The 20,325-nt window shown below is 48.2% G+C and carries 22 protein-coding genes; 6 read left to right on the top strand and 16 right to left on the bottom strand.

The window, feature by feature from the left end; genetic code table 11:
• Positions 1-5: 5 nt before the first annotated feature.
• Positions 6-944 carry an AEC family transporter gene (locus I2G61_RS05785; RefSeq protein ID WP_072683220.1) on the bottom strand — a complete coding sequence of 313 codons (939 nt, stop codon included), beginning with the start codon at positions 942-944 and terminating at the stop codon, positions 6-8.
• Positions 945-1,161: 217 nt separating this feature from the next.
• Here I2G61_RS05785 and I2G61_RS05780 point away from each other — a divergent pair, with 217 nt between their 5' ends.
• Entirely contained in the window at positions 1,162-1,971 is an 810-nt protein-coding gene (locus I2G61_RS05780) for a helix-turn-helix domain-containing protein (RefSeq protein ID WP_072683219.1), read from the top strand.
• A gap of 164 nt (positions 1,972-2,135) precedes the next feature.
• Here I2G61_RS05780 and I2G61_RS05775 read toward each other — a convergent pair whose 3' ends face one another.
• The 4 genes from I2G61_RS05775 to I2G61_RS05760 form a co-directional block, all read right to left on the bottom strand.
• Positions 2,136-4,190, bottom strand: coding sequence for a diguanylate cyclase (locus tag I2G61_RS05775; protein ID WP_229100690.1), 2,055 nt, complete (start codon positions 4,188-4,190; stop codon positions 2,136-2,138).
• Positions 4,190-4,555 carry an Hpt domain-containing protein gene (locus I2G61_RS05770; RefSeq protein WP_200798746.1) on the bottom strand — a complete coding sequence of 122 codons (366 nt, stop codon included), beginning with the start codon at positions 4,553-4,555 and terminating at the stop codon, positions 4,190-4,192. Before I2G61_RS05770 ends, I2G61_RS05775 begins: the two co-directional genes overlap by 1 nt.
• Positions 4,556-4,885: 330 nt before the next feature.
• Positions 4,886-5,569: a rhodanese-like domain-containing protein gene (locus I2G61_RS05765; protein WP_072683218.1), complete on the bottom strand. Its 684-nt coding sequence runs from the start codon at positions 5,567-5,569 to the stop codon at positions 4,886-4,888.
• 23 nt (positions 5,570-5,592) lie between these two features.
• Positions 5,593-6,342: a lipoprotein gene (locus I2G61_RS05760; protein ID WP_072683217.1), complete on the bottom strand. Its 750-nt coding sequence runs from the start codon at positions 6,340-6,342 to the stop codon at positions 5,593-5,595.
• 235 nt (positions 6,343-6,577) lie between these two features.
• Between I2G61_RS05760 and I2G61_RS05755 the strand changes: the two genes are divergently transcribed.
• Both I2G61_RS05755 and I2G61_RS05750 read left to right on the top strand, forming a co-directional pair.
• Positions 6,578-7,783, top strand: a complete 1,206-nt coding sequence (locus tag I2G61_RS05755; protein WP_072683216.1) for an FAD:protein FMN transferase — start codon at positions 6,578-6,580, stop codon at positions 7,781-7,783.
• 1 nt (position 7,784) lies between these two features.
• Positions 7,785-8,468: a hypothetical protein gene (locus tag I2G61_RS05750; protein ID WP_072683215.1), complete on the top strand. Its 684-nt coding sequence runs from the start codon at positions 7,785-7,787 to the stop codon at positions 8,466-8,468.
• A 122-nt stretch (positions 8,469-8,590) separates the two neighbouring features.
• Here I2G61_RS05750 and I2G61_RS05745 read toward each other — a convergent pair whose 3' ends face one another.
• The 11 genes from I2G61_RS05745 to I2G61_RS05695 all read right to left on the bottom strand — a co-directional run bounded on the left by I2G61_RS05745 (position 8,591) and on the right by I2G61_RS05695 (position 17,512).
• Positions 8,591-9,514 carry a transketolase family protein gene (locus tag I2G61_RS05745; protein ID WP_072683214.1) on the bottom strand — a complete coding sequence of 308 codons (924 nt, stop codon included), beginning with the start codon at positions 9,512-9,514 and terminating at the stop codon, positions 8,591-8,593.
• Positions 9,511-10,326, bottom strand: a complete 816-nt coding sequence (locus I2G61_RS05740) for a transketolase (RefSeq protein WP_072683213.1) — start codon at positions 10,324-10,326, stop codon at positions 9,511-9,513. The genes I2G61_RS05745 and I2G61_RS05740 overlap by 4 nt, the downstream gene beginning before the upstream one ends.
• The gene (locus I2G61_RS05735; RefSeq protein ID WP_072683212.1) at positions 10,314-11,132 is read right to left on the bottom strand and encodes an HAD family hydrolase; all 819 of its coding nucleotides are present in this window, start codon (positions 11,130-11,132) and stop codon (positions 10,314-10,316) included. Before I2G61_RS05735 ends, I2G61_RS05740 begins: the two co-directional genes overlap by 13 nt.
• Positions 11,125-11,985 carry an L-ribulose-5-phosphate 3-epimerase gene (locus I2G61_RS05730; RefSeq protein WP_229100689.1) on the bottom strand — a complete coding sequence of 287 codons (861 nt, stop codon included), beginning with the start codon at positions 11,983-11,985 and terminating at the stop codon, positions 11,125-11,127. Before I2G61_RS05730 ends, I2G61_RS05735 begins: the two co-directional genes overlap by 8 nt.
• Complete coding sequence (gene araD / locus I2G61_RS05725; RefSeq protein ID WP_072683210.1) at positions 11,972-12,667, bottom strand: L-ribulose-5-phosphate 4-epimerase; 696 nt, start codon at positions 12,665-12,667, stop codon at positions 11,972-11,974. Before araD ends, I2G61_RS05730 begins: the two co-directional genes overlap by 14 nt.
• Positions 12,668-12,677: 10 nt before the next feature.
• The gene (locus I2G61_RS05720; protein ID WP_072683209.1) at positions 12,678-13,709 is read right to left on the bottom strand and encodes a hypothetical protein; all 1,032 of its coding nucleotides are present in this window, start codon (positions 13,707-13,709) and stop codon (positions 12,678-12,680) included.
• 71 nt (positions 13,710-13,780) lie between these two features.
• Complete coding sequence (locus I2G61_RS05715) at positions 13,781-14,071, bottom strand: PTS sugar transporter subunit IIB (protein WP_006058193.1); 291 nt, start codon at positions 14,069-14,071, stop codon at positions 13,781-13,783.
• Positions 14,068-15,561: a PTS ascorbate transporter subunit IIC gene (locus I2G61_RS05710; RefSeq protein ID WP_006058194.1), complete on the bottom strand. Its 1,494-nt coding sequence runs from the start codon at positions 15,559-15,561 to the stop codon at positions 14,068-14,070. Before I2G61_RS05710 ends, I2G61_RS05715 begins: the two co-directional genes overlap by 4 nt.
• Before the next feature lie 20 nt (positions 15,562-15,581).
• Positions 15,582-16,043: a PTS sugar transporter subunit IIA gene (locus I2G61_RS05705; RefSeq protein ID WP_200798745.1), complete on the bottom strand. Its 462-nt coding sequence runs from the start codon at positions 16,041-16,043 to the stop codon at positions 15,582-15,584.
• Positions 16,044-16,238: 195 nt separating this feature from the next.
• Positions 16,239-16,871, bottom strand: a complete 633-nt coding sequence (locus tag I2G61_RS05700; protein WP_072683208.1) for a class II aldolase/adducin family protein — start codon at positions 16,869-16,871, stop codon at positions 16,239-16,241.
• 11 nt (positions 16,872-16,882) lie between these two features.
• A complete protein-coding gene (locus I2G61_RS05695; protein ID WP_072683207.1) occupies positions 16,883-17,512 on the bottom strand; it encodes a ribulose-phosphate 3-epimerase in 630 nt (209 codons plus the stop codon).
• A gap of 165 nt (positions 17,513-17,677) precedes the next feature.
• Here I2G61_RS05695 and ulaG point away from each other — a divergent pair, with 165 nt between their 5' ends.
• Genes ulaG through I2G61_RS05680 form a run of 3 tightly spaced genes read left to right on the top strand, consistent with a single transcriptional unit; the run spans position 17,678 to position 20,318 of the window.
• The gene (ulaG, locus tag I2G61_RS05690; RefSeq protein ID WP_072683206.1) at positions 17,678-18,784 is read left to right on the top strand and encodes an L-ascorbate 6-phosphate lactonase; all 1,107 of its coding nucleotides are present in this window, start codon (positions 17,678-17,680) and stop codon (positions 18,782-18,784) included.
• A gap of 41 nt (positions 18,785-18,825) precedes the next feature.
• Entirely contained in the window at positions 18,826-19,671 is an 846-nt protein-coding gene (locus I2G61_RS05685) for an L-ribulose-5-phosphate 3-epimerase (protein WP_072683205.1), read from the top strand.
• On the top strand, positions 19,668-20,318 hold the full coding sequence (locus I2G61_RS05680) for an orotidine 5'-phosphate decarboxylase / HUMPS family protein (protein ID WP_006058200.1): 651 nt from the start codon (positions 19,668-19,670) through the stop codon (positions 20,316-20,318). Before I2G61_RS05685 ends, I2G61_RS05680 begins: the two co-directional genes overlap by 4 nt.
• Positions 20,319-20,325 lie beyond the last annotated feature (7 nt).

The raw sequence follows: 20,325 nt of genomic DNA, 5'->3' as shown, positions 1-20,325 counted from the left end.
CCGCGTTAAATCCAGCCGCACTGACTGAAACAGAAAATCCACAGAAAGATCGTCGGGATGCAGAACACGGTACTTAACAATAAGCCCTGACTCGCCAGTTCGCTGTCGCTGCCCATTCCTTCGGCCATCGAATAGGAAGACACCGCATTGGGCGAGGCAAAAATCGCCAGCAGACTGACTAACGCCACTCCGCGAATCCCCAGCAGCACCGCGCAGCCCAGCGCCGCCAGCGGCGTCCAGATCAGCCGGGCGGAAACCGAGGCGATCAGTTCTTTCTGATTGTCAGCGACGTGTTCCGGCTGGAAGCCCGCTCCCAGAATAATCAACGCCAGCGGCGTGGATACCTTGCCCATATCACCGATCACCGACGCGATCGGCTTCCACAGATGAACCCCGGAAAACAAGCAAAGTAACCCCAGCGCTGACGCGATGATCAGCGGATTGGTCACAATCCCTCCAACCAGTCTGGATAAGCGCGCTTTCCCCCCACGGAAGGATTCCAATACAATCACTGACAGAATATTAAATAAAGGGACAATCACTGCGATCAACATCGACATGACGCCTAACTGCGAATCCCCATAGATCAGCTGCACGATCGGCATGCCGAACAACACGGCATTACTCCGGTACGTATTCATGATCATGACGCCCTGTTTGCGCGGATCGGCTGTAATCCGCGGCATGACCAGCCAGCCCGCACCGCAGGCGATCAAGACGCAGACCGCCGCATACATCAATAACTGCGGCTGCAGCACCGTTTTCAAATCTGTCGATAAGATATTATTAAACAAGGTACAGGGCAGAAATAATTTAAAAACCAGCTGATTCATTTGTTTTAACGTCCGTTCATCGCACAATTTCAACCGCCGCACACCCTGCCCCACCAAGATCAGAAATAACAACGGCAGCACGACGTTGAGGGACAAAATTAAACTCTCCATGGAAAAACCCCCGCTCTCTACCCCCTCATTGTAAAACAACCGAACCTTTTGTCCAGACAGAAATTTTCAAAGGGAGAAAATATGGCAAATTTGCCGCTGTTTTCCTTGCTTTTAAGCCCGCAACTTAAAGTTGCCCGCAAACGCAAACACAACTTGGTAGATTTCCTGTTCATTTTCGAATACAATGAAGGCAACAATGTAAGGTTGGTGAGCACGCATGAATTTTGCGCAAAAACTTCAAAAAAGAAGAAAAGAAGTTGGTTTTTCTCAGGAACAGCTGGCTTTTGAACTCAACGTTTCCCGTCAGGCGGTGTCCAAATGGGAAAGCGGACAAGGCTATCCGGAAGTCGAGAAGCTGATCCAGCTCAGCGACCTGCTGGGGATTTCTCTGGATGAACTGATGAAGGAAACCCGGCAACAGCCGGCGTCTTTTAAACCGCTGGAAGAAGAAGAACAGGCTTGGATGGAAGAAACCCGTTCCACGGTCACGCTGCCGGACGATATCCATGAAGAGGATTCCCTGATCGGACGCTTCGCCTACACCACAGACCGCGACACGGTAGAACGCTATCTGGATCTCAACCAGCGCTTTTCCCGCTGGATCAGCGTCGGCGTCGGTTTTATCCTGTGCGGAGTCATGCCGGTAATCGCGATTGACAATGATCTGGGCGTGGCGATCATGATGTTCTTTATCGCGATCGGCGTCGGGCTGCTGGTCAAAAACGGAATGGATTATCAGGAGATTGAAAAGATCGAAAAGCAGAACTTCCATTTAAGCGGGGAGCTGATCTGCGATCTTCAGGCGGATTACGAGCGGTATCAGAAAACGTTCACGCGAAAAATTGTGGTAGGCGTTTCGTTGATCATCTTCGGCGTCAGTCTGATGCTCATGCTGAACGGCCTGTATGGCGAATATGACGTCAACTGCGTCGTTTTGTTTCCCTTCATCGCAATCAGCGTCGGCAATTTCATCGACGCCGGCATGACCTCCGGAGCTTATCGCAAACTGTTAAATATCAAAGATTAATTCTCATTCTTCAACAGGAAGCGCGGCTTCCTTTTTTATTTTCAAGCCCTGCCTGACTAAAAGAACGCTGATAAAAAAAGCGGTCGTTTGAGAAAACCGCTCTTTTTCATTCTTTGACTATTCGGATATCCGGCCGGGATCCTGATATTCCTCTGGCCCCTCGCTTAAGCCTCAGCCGATACCCCGGTCAATAAATCCTGCATCGAACTCTCATACAGACAATACTGCCGGCGGCCGCGGCGTTTTGCGGCGTACAGCGCCTGATCGGCATGATGGAACAACGTCAGATAATCCAGTCCGTCCTGCGGAAAACAGGCGACGCCCATACTGACCGTAATATCATAGCCCTGATAGCTCCCATTGAGCGCCTGAAAGATCCGTTCAATCATCTGTTCCAGATGATCCTTGTATTCCATAAAGATCAGAAACTCATCTCCGCCGATCCGGGCAGAAATATCCGATTTGCGCACGTTCGCCTGTATCCGGCGGGCGATGTTGGCCAGCACCTGATCACCGAACAGGTGGCCGTATTCATCATTCGCGCTCTTGAAAAAGTCGATATCGAAGACCAGCAGCGCAAAATTCTGACTCGCATGGCCCCCGGTGTTCAAGATCGTATCCAGTGCCCGCTTCGCGTAAGCCCGGTTGTACAACCCCGTCAGGGAATCAATTTTTGCCATCTGCTTCAGCTGATCCAGTTCTATCTGTTCATCATGCACGTCAATGAATTTACCGATCACCCCGGTGAGCTCTGAAGATTCCTCCATCACCCATAATGGCCGCGCAACAACCTTAAACCACCGTGAAACACCCTTAATGTTTAACGGATAAGTGCCGCTGAGAATGGGATTCTCCGGCTCTGCCGTGCGAATCTTTGTCAGGAAATCATTAAAATCTGCGCTGTCGAACAAATTGAGAATCTGCGAATCCTTCAGCGGATGCATGATCACTTCGTTGATGCCCAACTGGGCTGAACCCCATTCGGAGATGCTTAACAAATCGGAGTGGAAATTATATTCAAATTGAATTTCCTTGGACATCGAAGCAAAGAACTGATATTTCGTCCGTTCCTGTTCCAGCAATGCCAGAGTTCGGTTGGAGGCGTTGCCGCTTTGAATCAGATTCCGCGCCATATCCTGCAGCTCAATCCGGGAGGCGCCGGAAAGCGAGCGAATTTTCAGCTCCTTCTTTAATGTCGGGCCGGCTTCCTTCAGACATTCCAGCAACAAAGGATTAAAGGTGCCGCATTCCCCGTTGAAAATCATCTGCATCGCTTCTTCATGCGTATAAGCCGCTTTGTATACACGGACGCTGACCAGAGCGTCGTAGACATCCGCCAGGGAAACAACCTGAGCAGAAATCGGAATTTCTTCCCCCTTCAGTCCGTCCGGATAACCGCGGCCGTCATACCGTTCATGATGCCACCGGCAAATATCCCGGGCCACCTGCACAAGCTTTTCCGTTTCAAAATAGTGGATTTTTTCCAGCATTTCCGCACCGATCGCACTGTGGGTTTTGATTACAGCGTATTCCTGAGGCGTCAGTTTCCCCGGTTTGTTCAGGATTGACTCGGGAATTGAAATTTTCCCGATGTCGTGCAATGCGGAAGCATTGGAGATCATCGCAATCTGTTCCGTGGTAAGGTTGTAGCGTTCCGTCATCCGACACAGCTGTTTCAGCAGTGCTTCCGTAATGACGCGGATATGCATGACGTGCAGTCCGCTTTCGCCATTTCGAAACTCGACGATATGACTTAATATTTCAACCATCACCAGATTGTTTTTTTCTTTTTCCAGCAGCTGCTCAGTAACCATGTTTTCCAGATACTTCTGTTTGGCATACAGCATTATAGTATTCTTCACACGCCGCTTGACCGTTTTCTCGTCAAACGGCCGGCTGATATATTCCGCCGCTCCCAGATCGTAGGCATGATCAATATAAGCGGAGGAGGTTTCCGCAGAAATCATAATCACCGGGATATGATCAATATACCCGGCCTTATTCATGGAAGCCAGCACCTCGAAGCCATCCATCATCGGCATCACGATGTCTAACAAGACCAATGAAATTTCATTGTATTGCTGACTCATGATCGTGACGGCTTCCAATCCGTTCGCCGCTTCCAACAACTCGTAATCCTGCGCCAGCATATCGGCCAGCAGCGACCGGTTGATATCAGAATCATCAACGATCAATACTTTATCGCGAGCTTTCATCATTATTCATTCTTTCCCAACAGCGCTTCAATCCCCATCGTCAGTTCCGCGTAGGCAGCCTTCGCTTTTTCAAACAGCGGTCCGATCTGGTCATTCGCCTGCTGCGGACGCAGAACCTCCGTTAATTCGCTGATCACCTTGGCCTGGGACGTCAGGCTTAAATTCAGCAGCACTCCCTTCAGAGTATGCGCCGCACGGAAGGCCGTCCCATAGTCTTCCTTTTCCAGCGCCGTTTTCAGCTGTTCAAACGAGTTGTCCCGCAAAAGCATACCCAGAAATTTTATCACCCGTTCGTCCGTTCCCATCCGCCGAGTAATATCCGCGTAATCGCCGCCGAGCTGAGTATAGCATTGTTCGACAGTCATCATGAGATGATTTCCTCCTTCTTTTTTGAAGCTTCCACGTTTCACCGCTCATCACAACGGTCAAAACGCCCGGCCCCAGCGTGCCGGATCTTGGAAAACATGCTGGAATCTGCCTTGGAATCAGATCCTCTTCTGATCAAGACTATCGTTGTTTTCCTCTGTATTTGTTAATAAACCGGCCTGTTTCCATGCGGCCGGCGGGTTATAAAAACATTGTTATTATACCATTGTTGGAGCGGCGTACACAACGGGCACAGTCGACCAGAATTGGTAAAAACGGCGCAAAAAAAGCAGCGCTGAATTCGGCGCTGCTTCCTTGCGTTTAAAAAGTGCTTATTTCGTAGCCGGTGTCAAACCTTCAAACGAATAGGTCGCTTCCAGAACGATTTCCGCGTTGTCCGTCGTATATGGAGCAAACTTGGAATCTGTGAACTGGCCCATGCCGCCGACATTGTAGATCTTGCTCATGTCGTAGCCTAAGGAATTCATCAGCTTCATCATCTGTGCGACACGTCCGCCGGACTGGCACATTAAGAAGATTGTCTTATCCTTCGGGAACATGGCTTCTAACAGCGCTGCGGATTCTTCATACGTAGCGACTGGTTCTTCCAGCGTTCCGCCATACAGCTGCGGCTTGCCTTCCGTGCCTGCGGCTTCGTCAAAAATCAGCGCAAAGTACGGAATAACTTCAAAGTTTCTCAGATGCTTTTTCGCATAGTCGTTGTAATCGCGCAGGTCGATGTACAGAACATCGTCGCGGTTCAGGTATTCCGTCAGATTGTCAACGTTGATGCTGGAGCAGCCGGTAGCCCAGACTTCCGCAGTGCAGGCTTCATCCGCCGCATCCTTGGAAGGCTTGTAGGTCTTCGTCGTATCGCGTGGTTCAGGCAGCGGTGCCGGAGCAGCCGTCGTTGGTTCAGCCGCGTCCGGAGTTGCGCATGGCGGGCATTCCTGCGGTGCGGAAGCGCAGCCGGCCAGAAGCAGAACAGACAGAGCGATCGCAAATAACTTTTTCATTGGATTTTTCCTCTTTCCCTTTTTTATTCAGCGCTGAAATAATCGTCAGTGCCGTGATATTCCATCAGCGCGTTCAGCATTCTGATGATGTTGTTGGATGAAACCGAAGACCCGGTAAACGTATCCAGCGTCAGCCCTTCGCGGCCTTCGCCGGCAGTGTAATCTTCCGCTGCGATATCGTCGACCGTGCTCAGCGTCTTAATGTAAGCATAGTCCTTGTCGATGAAATACGGGATGTATTCCGCCTTGAACATGTCGTAAGTCGCTCCCGCCGGGGTCGGATTGCTGTCGCCCCAGAAACCCGCCGTGTACTTATCGGCGCTGTCGCGGTCAAACGACAGGAAACGAACCTGCGCGTCGTCCAGCTTCTTGCTTTCCGGCAATGTCAGTTCAACATACGCTGTCATCCAGTAATTGACATCCGCCGAGCGGCAGGTGCAGGACAAATACGTGATCTGATACTTGATGTAATTTCTCGCCTTATACTTGAAATTGACGAAGGCATAGAAATCGGTTTCTTCACGCGGACCATTGATATGGCTGATCGGTACGACCGCAACGACGTTTGCCATCGAACCTTCGCCCATGTCGGCGCTTGTGTTCAGATACTCGTTAATGCTGTCAAGCGTGATTTCACCCTCCGCTGTACATGGGGTGGATGAACCGCCCTCAGTTCCCTGAGTTGGCTTCTGCGTTCCGCTGCCGCTGTTGCCGCAAGCTGTTAACGTCAGCACCATCAGAGAGGACAGAAGAATTGCCCAAACTTTTTTCATGAATTCCCTCCTTGTTTTATAAACTCCCTGAAACAGTATTAAAGCGTCCTGACGATGTTCCCGGCACCGTGCACAGACGAAAAGCAGTCCTGGATGAACGCTGCTTTTTCACTTTGGATAATCACTGTGCGTAAGACACTTTAATATGCTATTATTATAACAACTCGGCCTGTGGAAAACAACTGGGGAAGTTGTTACATCCTTTCACAGAGCTCCGGTCAAGGAGGTTCAAATCTTGAATTTTTTTCAGAAATTACTTTCTTTTTCAATAATTTTCCTTTGTTTAAGCCTGTTTTCAGGGTGTCAGAAAGACGTTTCCGTTGAAAACGCCGAAGAAAAAACTTTCACAAATTATTTTGACGTTTTAACGGACAGCGAGGGAAATCTCGTTCTTCCGCTCAATACGACAATCCAGCTGACCATGACAGATCCGAAAACGCTAAAGGAAGCGACGGCGATCGTCGAAGCTCAATTACCCCAATGGCACAAACTGGCAGACTCCCATCACAGCTATCTCGACGATCAGGGAAATCTGCTGCACAACGTCGCTTATATCAATGACCATCCCGGCGAAACGATTCCGATCGAACCTGAACTTGCCGCAATGCTCACAAGCGCAATCGAATTATCGCAGCTGAGCGACGGTTTGTTCCATCCCCTGCTGGGAGCGCTGAGCGAATTGTGGGAACCCAAATTCGCGCCGTTTCCCACCGAGAATACCGATCCGAATCCCGAAGCACTCAGCGCAATCGTCGGCTGTCTGCCTGAAGCTGGCAAACTGAGTGAAGTGATTCAGCTGGATTTTCAGGCGATGACCGTCCGCTTTGAACCGGGGGCGTGCTCAGAAGCGCTTGAAATCAGTCTGGGGGCGATGGCCAAGGGCTACATTCTTGATCAGCTGGCCGCCGCTCTGAAGCCGTTGAACACCCCCTTTCTGCTGGACGCCGGAAGCAGTTCCATCATCGCCTGGTCACCGGAAGATGCGCCATACGCCTGGAAGATCGGCGTGCGCGATCCCTCCGGTCAGGCTTCGCTGCTCTATGCCTTCACCTTGCGTCAGGGCGTCGTTTCAACGTCAGCCGACGACCAGAATTATTTTCTGATCCAAAACGGCGATCAACAGATTCGCCGCCATCACATTCTCAATCCCCGCACCGGATACAGCGAAAACTGGCTGCGCAGCGTAACGTTGAGCGCTGCTGATCAGGCGGGAACGCTGGATGTTTTGAGCACTGTCCTTTATAATATAGAAGACCCCCTCCAGCGCCGCGCGATGATCCGCCGGTTTGAAGACAAAGCGCAGCTTGGCATTGATTATGCCTGGTGTGAGCCGGCCGAAGAGCATTTAAAGCTCACCGTCAGCGAAGGCATGGAACAACGCCGCCTGACGTCCCTTCCGCTTCCGGAAACTGTCGAATTTGAAATTCAACGAGGTGAATAAAATGAAATATAAAATTTTACTTGCAGGACTCTGTCTTTTATGGATAAGCGGATGCGCCGCAAAACCGCAAACGCCGCCCGTGCCGTCAGAGACGCCCACGCCCTCCGCACTGCCCGAAAAATCCAATCCTCAAAGTGCGCTGATGAGCGATTCGCCGATCAGCCCCACCAATTTGGACGACTACCTGTTTCTTGATGACGTGCTCTACTTTGACTTGCGTTCCCCAGCGCAGCTGGCTGAGGAAGGCTCTGTCGCCGGGTTTGTCAACATTCCGTTTTACGGCGTACTGGTTGATTATCAGCGCGAGGACAACGTCTTATATCGGATGACGAAAGTTCGGGATGACAGCGGCAAGGTGATTGCGCAGATGGGTGACGTCGGCAGCTTCTTCCCTAATTATGAAGAATCGGAAAGTCTTGTCCGCGACCTGTTTCCTCAGGATCAGCCGATCGTCTTCATCTCCACCGCCGGGGTGGAAGCGGCGTACACGATCTGCCTGTTAGAGCAGTTGGGCTATGATGGATCGCAGCTGTATAATGCCGGCACGTTCTCCAACGGCATGGGCAATATCATTGCTTACAAGGATTATCCGGATGCGAAATATCATGTGCCGGGAACAAACGTCTATACTGTTGCCAGTCAGTTTGTCTGGAATGAATCGCTGACGCCGATCTTAGACGAGTAAGCTGGATAAATACCTTTTTGATAAAAAAGCATCAGGAACGCCGATGCTTTTTTATTCTTGTAAAAATCCCATGATGCCTGGAAATCATGGGATTGAAATTGATTGATTTCAAAGAAAAAACACTAACGAGATACGTTTTCTACAAAAGCCTGAATGTGCCGGGCGTCCAATCCGTAATAGTCAAGCAGAGCCGCAGGTGTTCCGCTGCGTCCAAAAACATCCTGCATTCCCAAACGATAATGCCGGCAAGGAAGTCCCAGCGGCGAAAGCACCTCGGCTACGGCGCTGCCCAACCCGCCGATGACGCTGTGCTCCTCAACCGTTACGATCACTTCATGTGACCTTGCGGTTTCGATAATCAACGCTTCATCTATCGGTTTAATCGTAGGCAGATTGATTACCGTCGGCGTGATCTCAGTCATCTTCGAGACAGCTTTCAGACTTTCCTGAACCATCAGTCCGCTGCAAAGAATTGCCGTCTTCACACCTTTTCTCAATACGATGCCCTTCCCATATTCAAATTGATAGCTGTCGTCGTAAACATCTTCGACCGCCAGCCTGCCCAGCCGCACATAACAAGGACCATCAAGATGATAAACAGCTTTGATCACAGCTTCGGTTTCACGGGCGTCGCAAGGCTGGAAAACCTTCATGTTCGGCAAAGCACGCATCAAGGCCAGATCTTCAATCGCCTGATGCGAAGCGCCGTCTTCGCCGACACTGATGCCTGCATGCGTGGCGCAGATTTTTACATTCAGATTCGGATAACAAATACTGTTGCGAATTTGTTCAAAAGCCCTGCCTGCCGCAAACATGGCAAAACTGGAAGCATAGACAACCTTGCGGCTGGCCGCCAGACCGGCCGCGACCGACATCATGTTTCCTTCCGCAATGCCCATATTAAAATGCCGCTGAGGACACGCTTTCTTCGCCTCAATCGTCTTTGTCGATTTCGTTAAATCCGCATCCAGCACCACGATATCCTTTTTTTCAACAATCAGTTCTGCGAGCGCACGGCCATAAGCTTCCCGGGTTGCGGTATTCATTCTGTTTTACCTCCTAATTCCTGCATTGCCTGACTGTATTGCGCGGCATCAGGCGCGGTCCCATGCCAGGCCGCTTTCTTTTCCATAAACGAAACACCTTTGCCTTTTACAGTATGAGCGATAATGACCGTTGGTTTGCCTTTCAAGGTTTTCGCTTTGTCCAACGCTGTCAGAATTTCCGTCATGCAATGCCCGTTGATCTCCAGTGTATGAAATCCAAAAGCCGCAAACTTGGGTTGAAATGGTTCCGGACTGATGACTTCTTGAAGATCACCGTCAATCTGAAGATGGTTATAGTCTAAAATCACGCATAAATTATCCAGCTGATAATGCGCGGCAGCCATGCAGGCTTCCCAGACCTGACCTTCTTCCGATTCACCGTCACCGATCAGAACATAAATACGATGTTCGTTCTGATCCAGTTTATTCGCCAGCGCCATGCCCACAGCACAGGATATCCCCTGACCCAGCGAACCGGTCGACATATCCACCCCGGGTACATAGTTCATATTCGGATGTCCCTGCAATTTGGAATTCAAGGTGCGGAAACCGTTTAATTCCGCATCATCAATCAATCCTTTTTCCGCCAGAACCGCATAAAGCAGCGGCGAGGCATGGCCCTTGCTCAGGACAAACCGGTCGCGGTCTATCGAATTCACATTCTGTTCGTTGATATCCATCACTTTGAAATACAGCGCGGTCAGAAGATCAGCGCTGCTCAGGCTGCCGCCCGGATGTCCGCTTTTTGCGAAATACACCTGCCTTACGATATTCTGACGAATATGTTTGGCATGATTGATTAACTCGTCCATAATTCCTCCTTTGAATTTAATAGTTTTTTGATCAGATACTGACTGACGCCATTTTCATTATGGGATAGCGTAACTTCATCAGCGCTTTGCTTTACCAGAGAATCACTGTTGCCCATCGCCACACTGTGTCCGCTGATTTCAAACATGGCGATATCGTTGAAATTATCGCCGATGCTCAAAACATCGCAAAGTTCGATCTTCAGCGCTCCGGCAATGCTTTTCAGCGCTTGCCCCTTGCTTGTTCCTGCCGCCGTTATCGTATACAACGAATCTTCCGACCGCTTAAAAGCAATCTTCGGACATTTTTCTGTTACTTCCCGGACCAGATTTTCAATAAGTGGATATCCCGCCGAATCCAGTGTCAATTTATAAATATCCCCATCCGCAAACACCGCGTTTTCTCTGACCTGTTTCAGTTTTAACCGTCCTGAAAATAAACCGCGGATTTCATTCAGCTTTTTTGAACTGGAAAAGCTGTAACCGCATTGCTGATCAAAAAAAGTAAACGGAATCCCTTCTTCCATCAGCCGCGTGAGGATCCACTCTGAATCCTTTTTTTGTAGGCTTTCACTTTGCAATAACCGATGGCGGCAATATAGATTGGCGCCGTTATCCGCAGCATAAGGAATTTCAATGCCCAGCTGATCGACATAATCCCTGACAATCGCTTCATTCCTGCCGGTGGCCAAAGTAAAAAGAATATGCTTCTTTCGCAAAGCGTCCAGCACTTCAAGAATCTGACTGTCCAGCTGTTTCCTGTCGTTAAGAAGTGTACCGTCCAGATCACAGACAATCAATTTAATCATGGAACACTTCATCCAGCTGACGGCGCAGAAAACACGCGGCTTGCCGGCAAATTTCCGGATAATCAGGATTTTGCGCGGTATGCCAGAATTCGCCTGTGAACATCCGGACCCCAAGCTCTTTCAGTTTCCGCAGATCTTCCGGGTAGTTCGTATGTCCGGTCCCAAAAGGTACTTCCCGATAAACTCCCGGACGGGTCTCTTTCAGGTGCGCCGCAAACAAATGTCCTTTTCCTTTTTCAATATCCTTCCAGACGGGAACATGATACAGCAGGGAAGCATTGGTCAAATTTCCTATATCAGGATAGATTCCCAGATAAGGGCTGTCGATAAGCTGAACATAGTCCATGGCTTTTTCCACTGTATCCATAAACGGTGTTTCCATAGTTTCAAAGCCTAGGATTACGCCTTTTTTCGCCGCCATGCCGACCGCCGTGCGCAGATTCCTGATAAATTCGCGGCGAGTTTGATCAGAGCCTTCCTCATAATAAACGTCATAGCCTGCCAGCTGGATCAGCCGGATACCCAAGTCGGAAGCAAGGTCGATTGCTTTTTCCATAATTTCCAGCGAACGCCGATGATCTTTTGGATTCAGCGAGCCTAACGGGTATTTGCGATGGCCTGACAAGCACATTGTAGAAATCGGAACACCGCACGCCTGCATCGTTTTGATCAACGCCTGACGCTCGCCTGGCGTCCAATCCAAACGGCTTAATTTCGCCTCTGTTTCATCAATGCTGATCTCAAGCCAGTCAAAACCAAAAGCCCGGCAGTTTTCCAGTTTTTCTTTCCAGGACAGATCTGCCGGCATACTCTTTTCGTACATTCCCAACAGATACGGTTTATTTCTGTCCATAATAAGCTCCTGGTCCATGCTTGCGCAGATAATGTTTGTCAAGAAGCGTCTGCTGCATCGAAGAAACCTCGGAATTAATCAGCCGGGTTTTCCAAGCCATCTCTGCCAGTTCTTCCAGAACCACTGCGTTATGAACAGCGTCGCCCGGACTTTCTCCCCAGGTAAACGGGCCATGGCTTTGAACAAGAACGCCCGGCATCTGTGCAGCGTCAAGCTGCTGCGTTTCAAAAGTTTCCACAATCACTTTTCCAGTATTCAGCTCATAATCCGAACGGATTTCCGCCTCGCTCATCAGGCGGGTGCATGGAATCGGCCCATAGAAATAATCACCATGCGTTGTCCCCAGCGCGGGGATTGCTTTCCCCGCCTGACACCACGCCGTCGCATTCTGCGAATGAGTATGCACAACGCCGCCGATCGTCGTGAAGTGCCGATATAATTCAAGATGCGTCATCAGATCGCTGCTCGGTTTGTATCGGCCTTCGACCACCTTACCCTGCCAATCGCAGACGACCATATCCTCCGCCTGCATCGACTGATAGTCGACGCCGCTGGGTTTGATCACAATCAACCCGCGTTCTCTGTCAATGCCGCTGACGTTTCCCCAGGTAAAGGTAATCAGCTGATATTTCGGCAAAAGCAAATTTGCTTCATAAACTTCCTTTTTTAATTGTTCCAGCATTTCTTTTCTCCTATTCCACTACCTTATAGATTGCAGCTTCATTTTTTGTATGATTTGCGGAGAGGATATAGTCAATCCCCTCTTTATGAATCACTGCCACGTTTGCCGGACCAACGCCGTCTTCAACAAAAGTCACCTCATAATTTCCATTCTGAAAGCGGATGACAAAGAGTTCTGCGTTCACCCGCCGGACGCCGCCTACAAAACAAGGTTTTCCATTTAATTGAGCGCCCACCAGCGTATGCGCAAAATCCACTTCTGTCGGATAGACAAAATCACATTCATAGCGTCCTTCTTTTAATTTATAAATTTTCATGGAATTTCCATGGAAAGGTTCAATGGTCATCATTTCTTCCAAGCCGTCGCCGTCGATATCGGCAAAGGCGATCTCGCCAACCTGACCCTCAAGAATCTTTTCAACCCGCCATTCTCCGTCAGGACTATCCGGCGGCATCACCCGCAGCACGCCTTGATCGCTGGAAAAATAACCGCAGACACGTCCTTCATAAGTTCCCCGGCAGTAGCCATGATTGCGGTAACATCCGTCGACCAGCAGAGTTAACGCAACGCCCTGGGAACAATCCGATCCTAAAACACCGACGTAGATCTGCCCCGGTTCGCTCCAGTCTTCTTTATTCTGTTTATTTCTGGCAATCGTCGCGCAGATCAGATAATCAATTCCATCGACATGATACAGATCAAACCGATGCAGATAAGGCAGTGAGAAGACATCCTCGATCTCCCAGCCATTTTCTGTTTTTCGGCCATGAACAATTTTTGCCAGGCTTGGAGTCACTTTCAGATAGAATTCGTTGACCGCCAGAAACTCGCCTTCTCTTGTCTGAAATGGAACGATCGACATACAGCCACCGCGATCATTCCAGACAACCTCACGGTTTTCAAAATTTTTGCCGGAATAGGAATAACATACGCTTTCCGGATTTTCACTGGCAAACAAAGCGTACACTTCTTTGCCGATCGTGATGGAACTCGCACAATAACAGCGTGTGATGTCATCTAAATGAATCTTCTCAAATTTCATTATTTACCTCCCGTCAGTCGTGAAGAAAGAAGAGCTATCGGTCAGGATAGCTCTCTTCTACTTCTTTGAATTTAAGAAATGTATCCCGCCGCTTTCAGAGCAGCAATAATTTCATCTTGAGAAAGCGGATTTTTCAGCGGATAAACATTGACGCCCGCAGCTTTGGCAGAATCAAACATTTTGATGAAAGCCGGAGAGGTCAGCACGAGATCATAGTTTCGTGCAGATGATTTTCCCTCGGCAATCGGGCAATGCTTGACATTGGCCTCCACGCCTGCGCTTTTACAGGCTTTCTGAGCGGTGATCGCCATCAGCTGGCTGGTCCCCGATCCGCTCGCGCAGCAAATTAAGATTTTAATCATAAAGCAGCCGCCTCTTTCTTTTTCATGTGTTCTTTATAAGCTTCATAATCGCTGACACACAGGAAGTATCCTTCCGGATCTTTTTTGTACTGCAGCTGAGGAATCATGACCAGTACCAGAATAACGATCGCAACGCCGATATACGACAGGTACTTCATGATGAAGGTGAAGATCGGCCAGATTACCGCCCAGTCAAACATTGCCATGTATCCGCCGAATTCAACCACGCCGATACCGTTATAAGTGAAGGCCATCGCCGCAATGACAGAGCAGACAACCTGCAGAATACCGGAGAAGAAGGTTGTGACCATCGCCGCTTTTGCGCCTGCTTTCGCATTGACATAAATCGCGATCGTCGCATTATCGAAGAAGACAGGGACGAATCCCGCAATCGCCAGAACCGGCGATTTAAAGAGAATCAGACCGATGATAGCCAGGAACTGACCTAACGCACCGAACATAAAGCCAAAGGTCACTGCATTTTCAGAACCGAAGCCATAGCCCGCGGCGCAGTCGACGCCGACGATAGCGCCCGGCAGCAATTTGCTTTGAATGCCCTGGAAGGACGCCGTCAGTTCACCGACGAAGGTTCTGACGCCGAGTTTCAGGATTGACAGGTAAACCGCAAAGGCCAGTGAGGTATCCAGAATATAGAACAGGAAGCTCTTGCCTTCGCCCAGCATACCGGCGCTGACCAGATAATCTTTACCCAGTACCAGCAGAATTACCGCAAAGAAGAGCGTCATCAGTAAAGCTGTGGAAACCATATCTTCATTAAAAATAGACAGCCAGCCCGGCAGTTCGTAATCTTCAAGACGCTTAACTTTTCCATCTTTTCCCTTGAAGAACTTATAGCCAATCGCCGACCAGATCGCAATGCCGAACATCTGTTGATGGGCAACGCAGAACCCCGCGCCATCCGTCAGATTCTGAGCTACTTCAACCGTTAAGTTTGATCCGACCGCCCAATACAGTCCCAGCAGAACCGACATGATCAACATCAGCGGCCAGTCGCCCAGCTGCGGGAAGCAGGTGAAGATAAACCAGAAAGCGATGGTCGCCTGCTGCGTCTGAATATGACCGGTCGTAAAGACGGCACGCATCTTCGTATATTTCTGGAACTTAACCAGCAGCAAGTTAAAGACAAAGGCAAACAATAACAGAAGCATCGCCTGGGAGAAGGACTTCCCGGCAGCTTCCAACGCGGACTGCGCTGCCGCCTGGCCCATATATGTATCCAGAACGATAGCGCTCAGATTAAACTTATCCTGCAGCGCCGCAATAATCGGCTTGAAGGTGCTGCTTAATCCGCCTGAACCCACCGTCAGAATTTTGTAACCTACAACCGCTTTAATAAATCCGGCGCAGGATTCGTGGAAAGGTTTTTTCATCAACATGTAGCCGATGATGACCAGTAAACCGATGAAATATGCTGGCTGAGTCAAGAAATTGTTAACAAAATACGCCCAAATCAATTCGAGAAATCCCATAATACCCTCCTTATTAGTAATTATTCAGAATATTTGCAGTGTGCTTTCATCAAGTCATCGGCATTTTTTGCTTTTAATAAGTCTTCAATGGCCCCCTCTTTAAGTAAAAATTCAGCTAATGCAACCATATTGCTCATATGTTTTTCATTATCGGTAGCTGCTAAAGTAAAGAACAAACGAGCATTTTTAGTTGGATCGTTTGGATCAAAAACCACTGGTTTTTCTGTTTTCATGAAGCTGATGCACGTATCATGCACTCCAGCTCCGCCTAACGTTGAATGCGGCATGGCTACTTCGGGGGCAATTATAATGTACGGTCCATATTCTTTAACATTTTCAATGATGGCGTCAACATACGTGTTTTCAATAATCCCCTCGGCAAGCAGCGGAGCTGCCGCTGCCTTGATCGCCTCTGTCCAGTCGGAAAAACCTTCGCAAAAAATGTAATGCTTTGAATCAACGATATCCTTAAGAATTTCCAAGCCCTCCTTTCCCGCTTAAGCTGATTAAAGTGTAACACGCCAAGAAACCGCTTTCAATTAATTATATGAATCATTGTTCATATTTAAGATTTTTATCTCTTTATTCCCAATAATCAGCCAAGTTTTGATAACATTTAATGATTATTTAATCATTTTTATGTTCTATTTTAAGTCTGACAAGATTATTGTTATCTCCTACTGTCCGTAGTTCAGCCAACCCGCAGACTCTTTTGCAATCTCGTCTTCAGAAAGTTCAGGAACCGCCCCCATGATCCGCGCCATGCAATAGGTCTTCGCCGCTTCCTCAAGATAAACCGCAGAATACAGCGCTTCTTCAAGATCTTTGCCATAGGCGATTACGCCATGATGCTTCATAATCAATGCGGTCGCATCATTGGCATATTTCACAGCCAGCTGCCCCATGCCGACATTCGAGGAAGGCGTAAACGGCGCAACGGGAATCCGTGCATGCGCCGCGTCAATTAACGTTACCATACAAGCGGGCAAAGAGTCGTTATTAAACCCTATCGCCGTGGCATAAGGCTGGTGAGTATGAATGATCGCTTTTACCGGCAGATGATCAAAGATATAAATTAAAGCTGAAGCATCGGAAGAAGGTTTGCGCTTTCCTTCTATAACCTGACAATTATGATCGATCAGAACAATATCCTCAATCGTCATCTTTTCATACAACATGCCTGACGGTGTTACTAAATATCGGTTTTCGTCCACCGCCATGGAAACGTTGCCTCCAGTCAGCGATATCAGATGATATTCCTTCATTTTTAAGCAGGCATCCAAAATGGCCCGTTTCTCATTTTCGTACATCGTTTTTCCTCCTATATTTTTTCAAAACGACGAATACTTTCAAGTGGGTTATCACAATTCCAAACAGCTCTTCCCATAATCATAGCATCCGCGCCAGCCTCGTTTAATTGGTAAATATTTCCTTCGTTTATTCCTCCATCCGCCCAAATTTCAACATTATGCGGCAAATACTCGCGGGCTTCTTTCACTTTTTCCAGCATGCTTGATTGGAATTTTTCTTCTTCGCCATCCGGCTCCGCAGTCATGATCAGAAGATACTCTATCTGGGACAAAAAGGGAGTTAATTCTCTGATTCCCGTTTTAAAATTCAACGCAATGCCCGGCTTAGCTCCCATTTTTCTGATCAGATTGATTTCCCGAAGTGGATAAGCCGAAGCTTCGAAATGAAAACAGATATGGGAAAAATGACAGTCGCTGATCTGCTGCAGAAATTCGTATGGACGTGTCGTCAACAGATGCAGATCATAAACAAAATCCGGATCCTGCATCAGTTTTCTGACCGTTTTCTGACCGAATGTGATATTCGGCAGAAAATTACCGTCTTCGATATCCACATGGACTCGTGGATGTCCTCTGATCTTGTCAAGCTCCTCTGCGATTCGTAACGGATCGGCAGAGGCTATTGATGGATAAATCTTCATGGTATCCCCTCCTTTGATTCTGTTTTCATTCTATATTCTTTTAAGCACATTCTGCTATATCATTCTTATTTTTATTCTTAAAACGTTCACACCGTTCATATAAAAGGCTATTCATCCTAAAAACTGGCATGTATAATGAAAACATAAATTAAAGGAGGTCATAAAATGCCTAACGTAAACGACGTAACACGCGAAAAATGGGTCCTCGGCACCTTCCCGGAATGGGGAACCTGGCTCAATGAAGAAATTGCCGAAACCACAGTAAAAAAAGGAACTTTTGCCATGTGGTGGCTGGGCTGCACCGGTTTATGGATTAAAACTGAAAACAACACAAATATAGCGATGGATTATTGGTGCGGTTCAGGAAAACGTTCCCACTATGATGATCAGGGAAAGCGAAAGATGATGGATCCGGATCATCAGATGGCCAGAATGTCCGGAGCCCGTCAGCTCCAGCCAAACCTGCGGGCCGTTCCAGCCGTTCTTGATCCGTTTGCGGTTACTGAAATCGACGCTGTTTTCGCTTCCCATACCCATACCGATCATATCGACATCAATCTTGCCGCCGCGGTTTTAAACAACGTCAAGAAGAAAACAATCATCAACGGTGAAGAACGGGATGTCCCATTCATCGGTTCCAAATTTGCCACGGATTTATGGCGCAGCTGGGGCGTGCCGGAAGAAAGGCTGATTACCGTCCGTCCAGGCGACGTCATCAAAATTAAAGACATTGAAGTTACTGCCGTTGAATCCGTTGACCGGACGATTTTAATTACCGCTCCGCCGCATGGCGACATCAAGGGACTGCCCTGTGACGACATGGATGATCGCGCAGTCAGCTATGTCGTAAAAACGCCGGGCGGAACAATTTACCACAGCGGCGATTCCCACTTCGGCAATATGTATGCCAAGCACGGAAATCAATTTGACATCGACGTTGCTTTCGGTTCTTTCGGCGAAAATCCTCGCGGAATTACTGATAAGATGACGGCCAGCGATATTTTAAGAATGGGCGAAGACTTGAATACGAAAGTCATGATTCCTTACCATCATGATTTGTGGACAAATTTCAAAGCGGATACCAACGAAATTCTCGTTCTGTGGTATATGCGGAAGAATCGCCTGCAATATAAATTCAAGCCGTTTATTTGGGAAGTTGGCGGAAAATTCGTTTATCCGGATGATAAAGATAAGATTTCATATAACTATCCAAGAGGGTTTGACGATATCTTTACACACGATATAAATCTGCCATTCCCAAGTTTCCTCTAAACTTTGTCAGGAACAACTTTCGGGTTGTTCCTTCTTTTGTCATGACAGATTTAGAACGCATTCCTCTTGGAATTTATGAAAAAGGAATCCCCCTGGCTCTATCCTGGCGCGATAAATTCGTCATTGCCAAAAAGGCCGGTTTTGATTATATCGAACTGAGCATCGACGGCAAAGATCCAAGAATCAAACGACTGGATTGGACGGATGAGATGATCGCGGAATTGAGAAAACTTGCCGATCATTTTGAGATGCCGTTTAGGACAATGGCACTCAGCGCCAACCGCTTCTATCCCTTAGGCGATCCAAAGCGCTTTGACGCGGGCATTGAAATTGTAAAAAAAGCGATCATCCTCGCTGCAAAATTAAAGATTCCGATCATTCAGTTAGCGCCTTATGACGTCTATCAAAAAGAAAGCACCGCGGACACCAGAATCCGTTTTGCTTCCTCATTATTTGAAATTCTGGAATTGATTCAGGCTTATCCGGTCACGCTGGCCATGGAGGTCCTGGAAGATGTGCCTCATTTTTCCACAATTACTCAATGCGCGGCGTTTGTCAGGAAGGTGAATCATCCTCAGTTTAAGCTTTATGCCGATACTGGAAATGTCGCTTATAACGGATTCGACGTCGTGAGCGACCTCGCCGGCGGTCAGGGTGAAATTGTGGCCTGTCATCTCAAGGACGCTATTTCAAAAGACGAACACAATATTCCCTATGGAACGGGATTAGTCGATTTCAACAGCGTCCTGAGACACTTTAAAAATACTGATTTCCAAGGGACTTTTACAGCAGAAGTCTGGTGTGAAGAAGAACTTGGTTTTATTCGCCAGCTTCCAAGTATTCAACGTTTTTTAAGAAATAAAATAAAGGAGGAGAACAAAGAATGAAAATCCCTACAGTGCAGCTTGCTTTAGACTGTTCCAGCACCGAAGAAGCGATCCGCGATTGCCAGACCGGTGTTGTCGACGAAGTTGATATTCTGGAATGTGGTTATTCCCTGATCGCTGCGGAAGGTGCCCGCGTCGTAAAAATTTTCCGGGAGATGTACCCGAACAAGCCTTTGCTTGCCGATCTGAAAATTGTGGATGCTGGAAGCAAAATTGGCGGAATGCTTTTGGATGGCCGGCCGGATTTCACGACGATTTTATGCGCCTGCGAGCCAGGCACGATTACTTCTGTTCAGGCAGAAGCGAAAAAGCGCGGATTAAACACAAAGCTGCAAATCGAATTGTATGGCCATTGGAGCTTTGAGGACGTTAAACTGTGGAAAGAATTAGGCATCTCCCAGCTGACGCTGCAGCATTCCGGCGATAAACCCGGCGGTTGGGATGAAGAAGAAATCGCCACTTTAAAAAAATTATGCGACATGGGTATCGACGTTGCGGCTACCGGCAGTATCGGCTATGACGATCTGGAGAAATTCCGAGGGATCCCGGTATCCTGTTTCATCTTTGGACGGGCAATCCGCAAAGCTGCGGATCCAGCTAAAGAAGCTCGCCGAATGAAAGAAAAAATCAAAGAAATCTGGTCATAATCGAAAA

It is taken from the genome of Holdemania sp. 1001095H_141210_F2 (assembly GCF_015558105.1).
GTDB lineage: Bacteria > Bacillota_I > Bacilli_A > Erysipelotrichales > Erysipelotrichaceae > Holdemania.
This window is presented reverse-complemented; position numbering and strand designations above follow the sequence as displayed.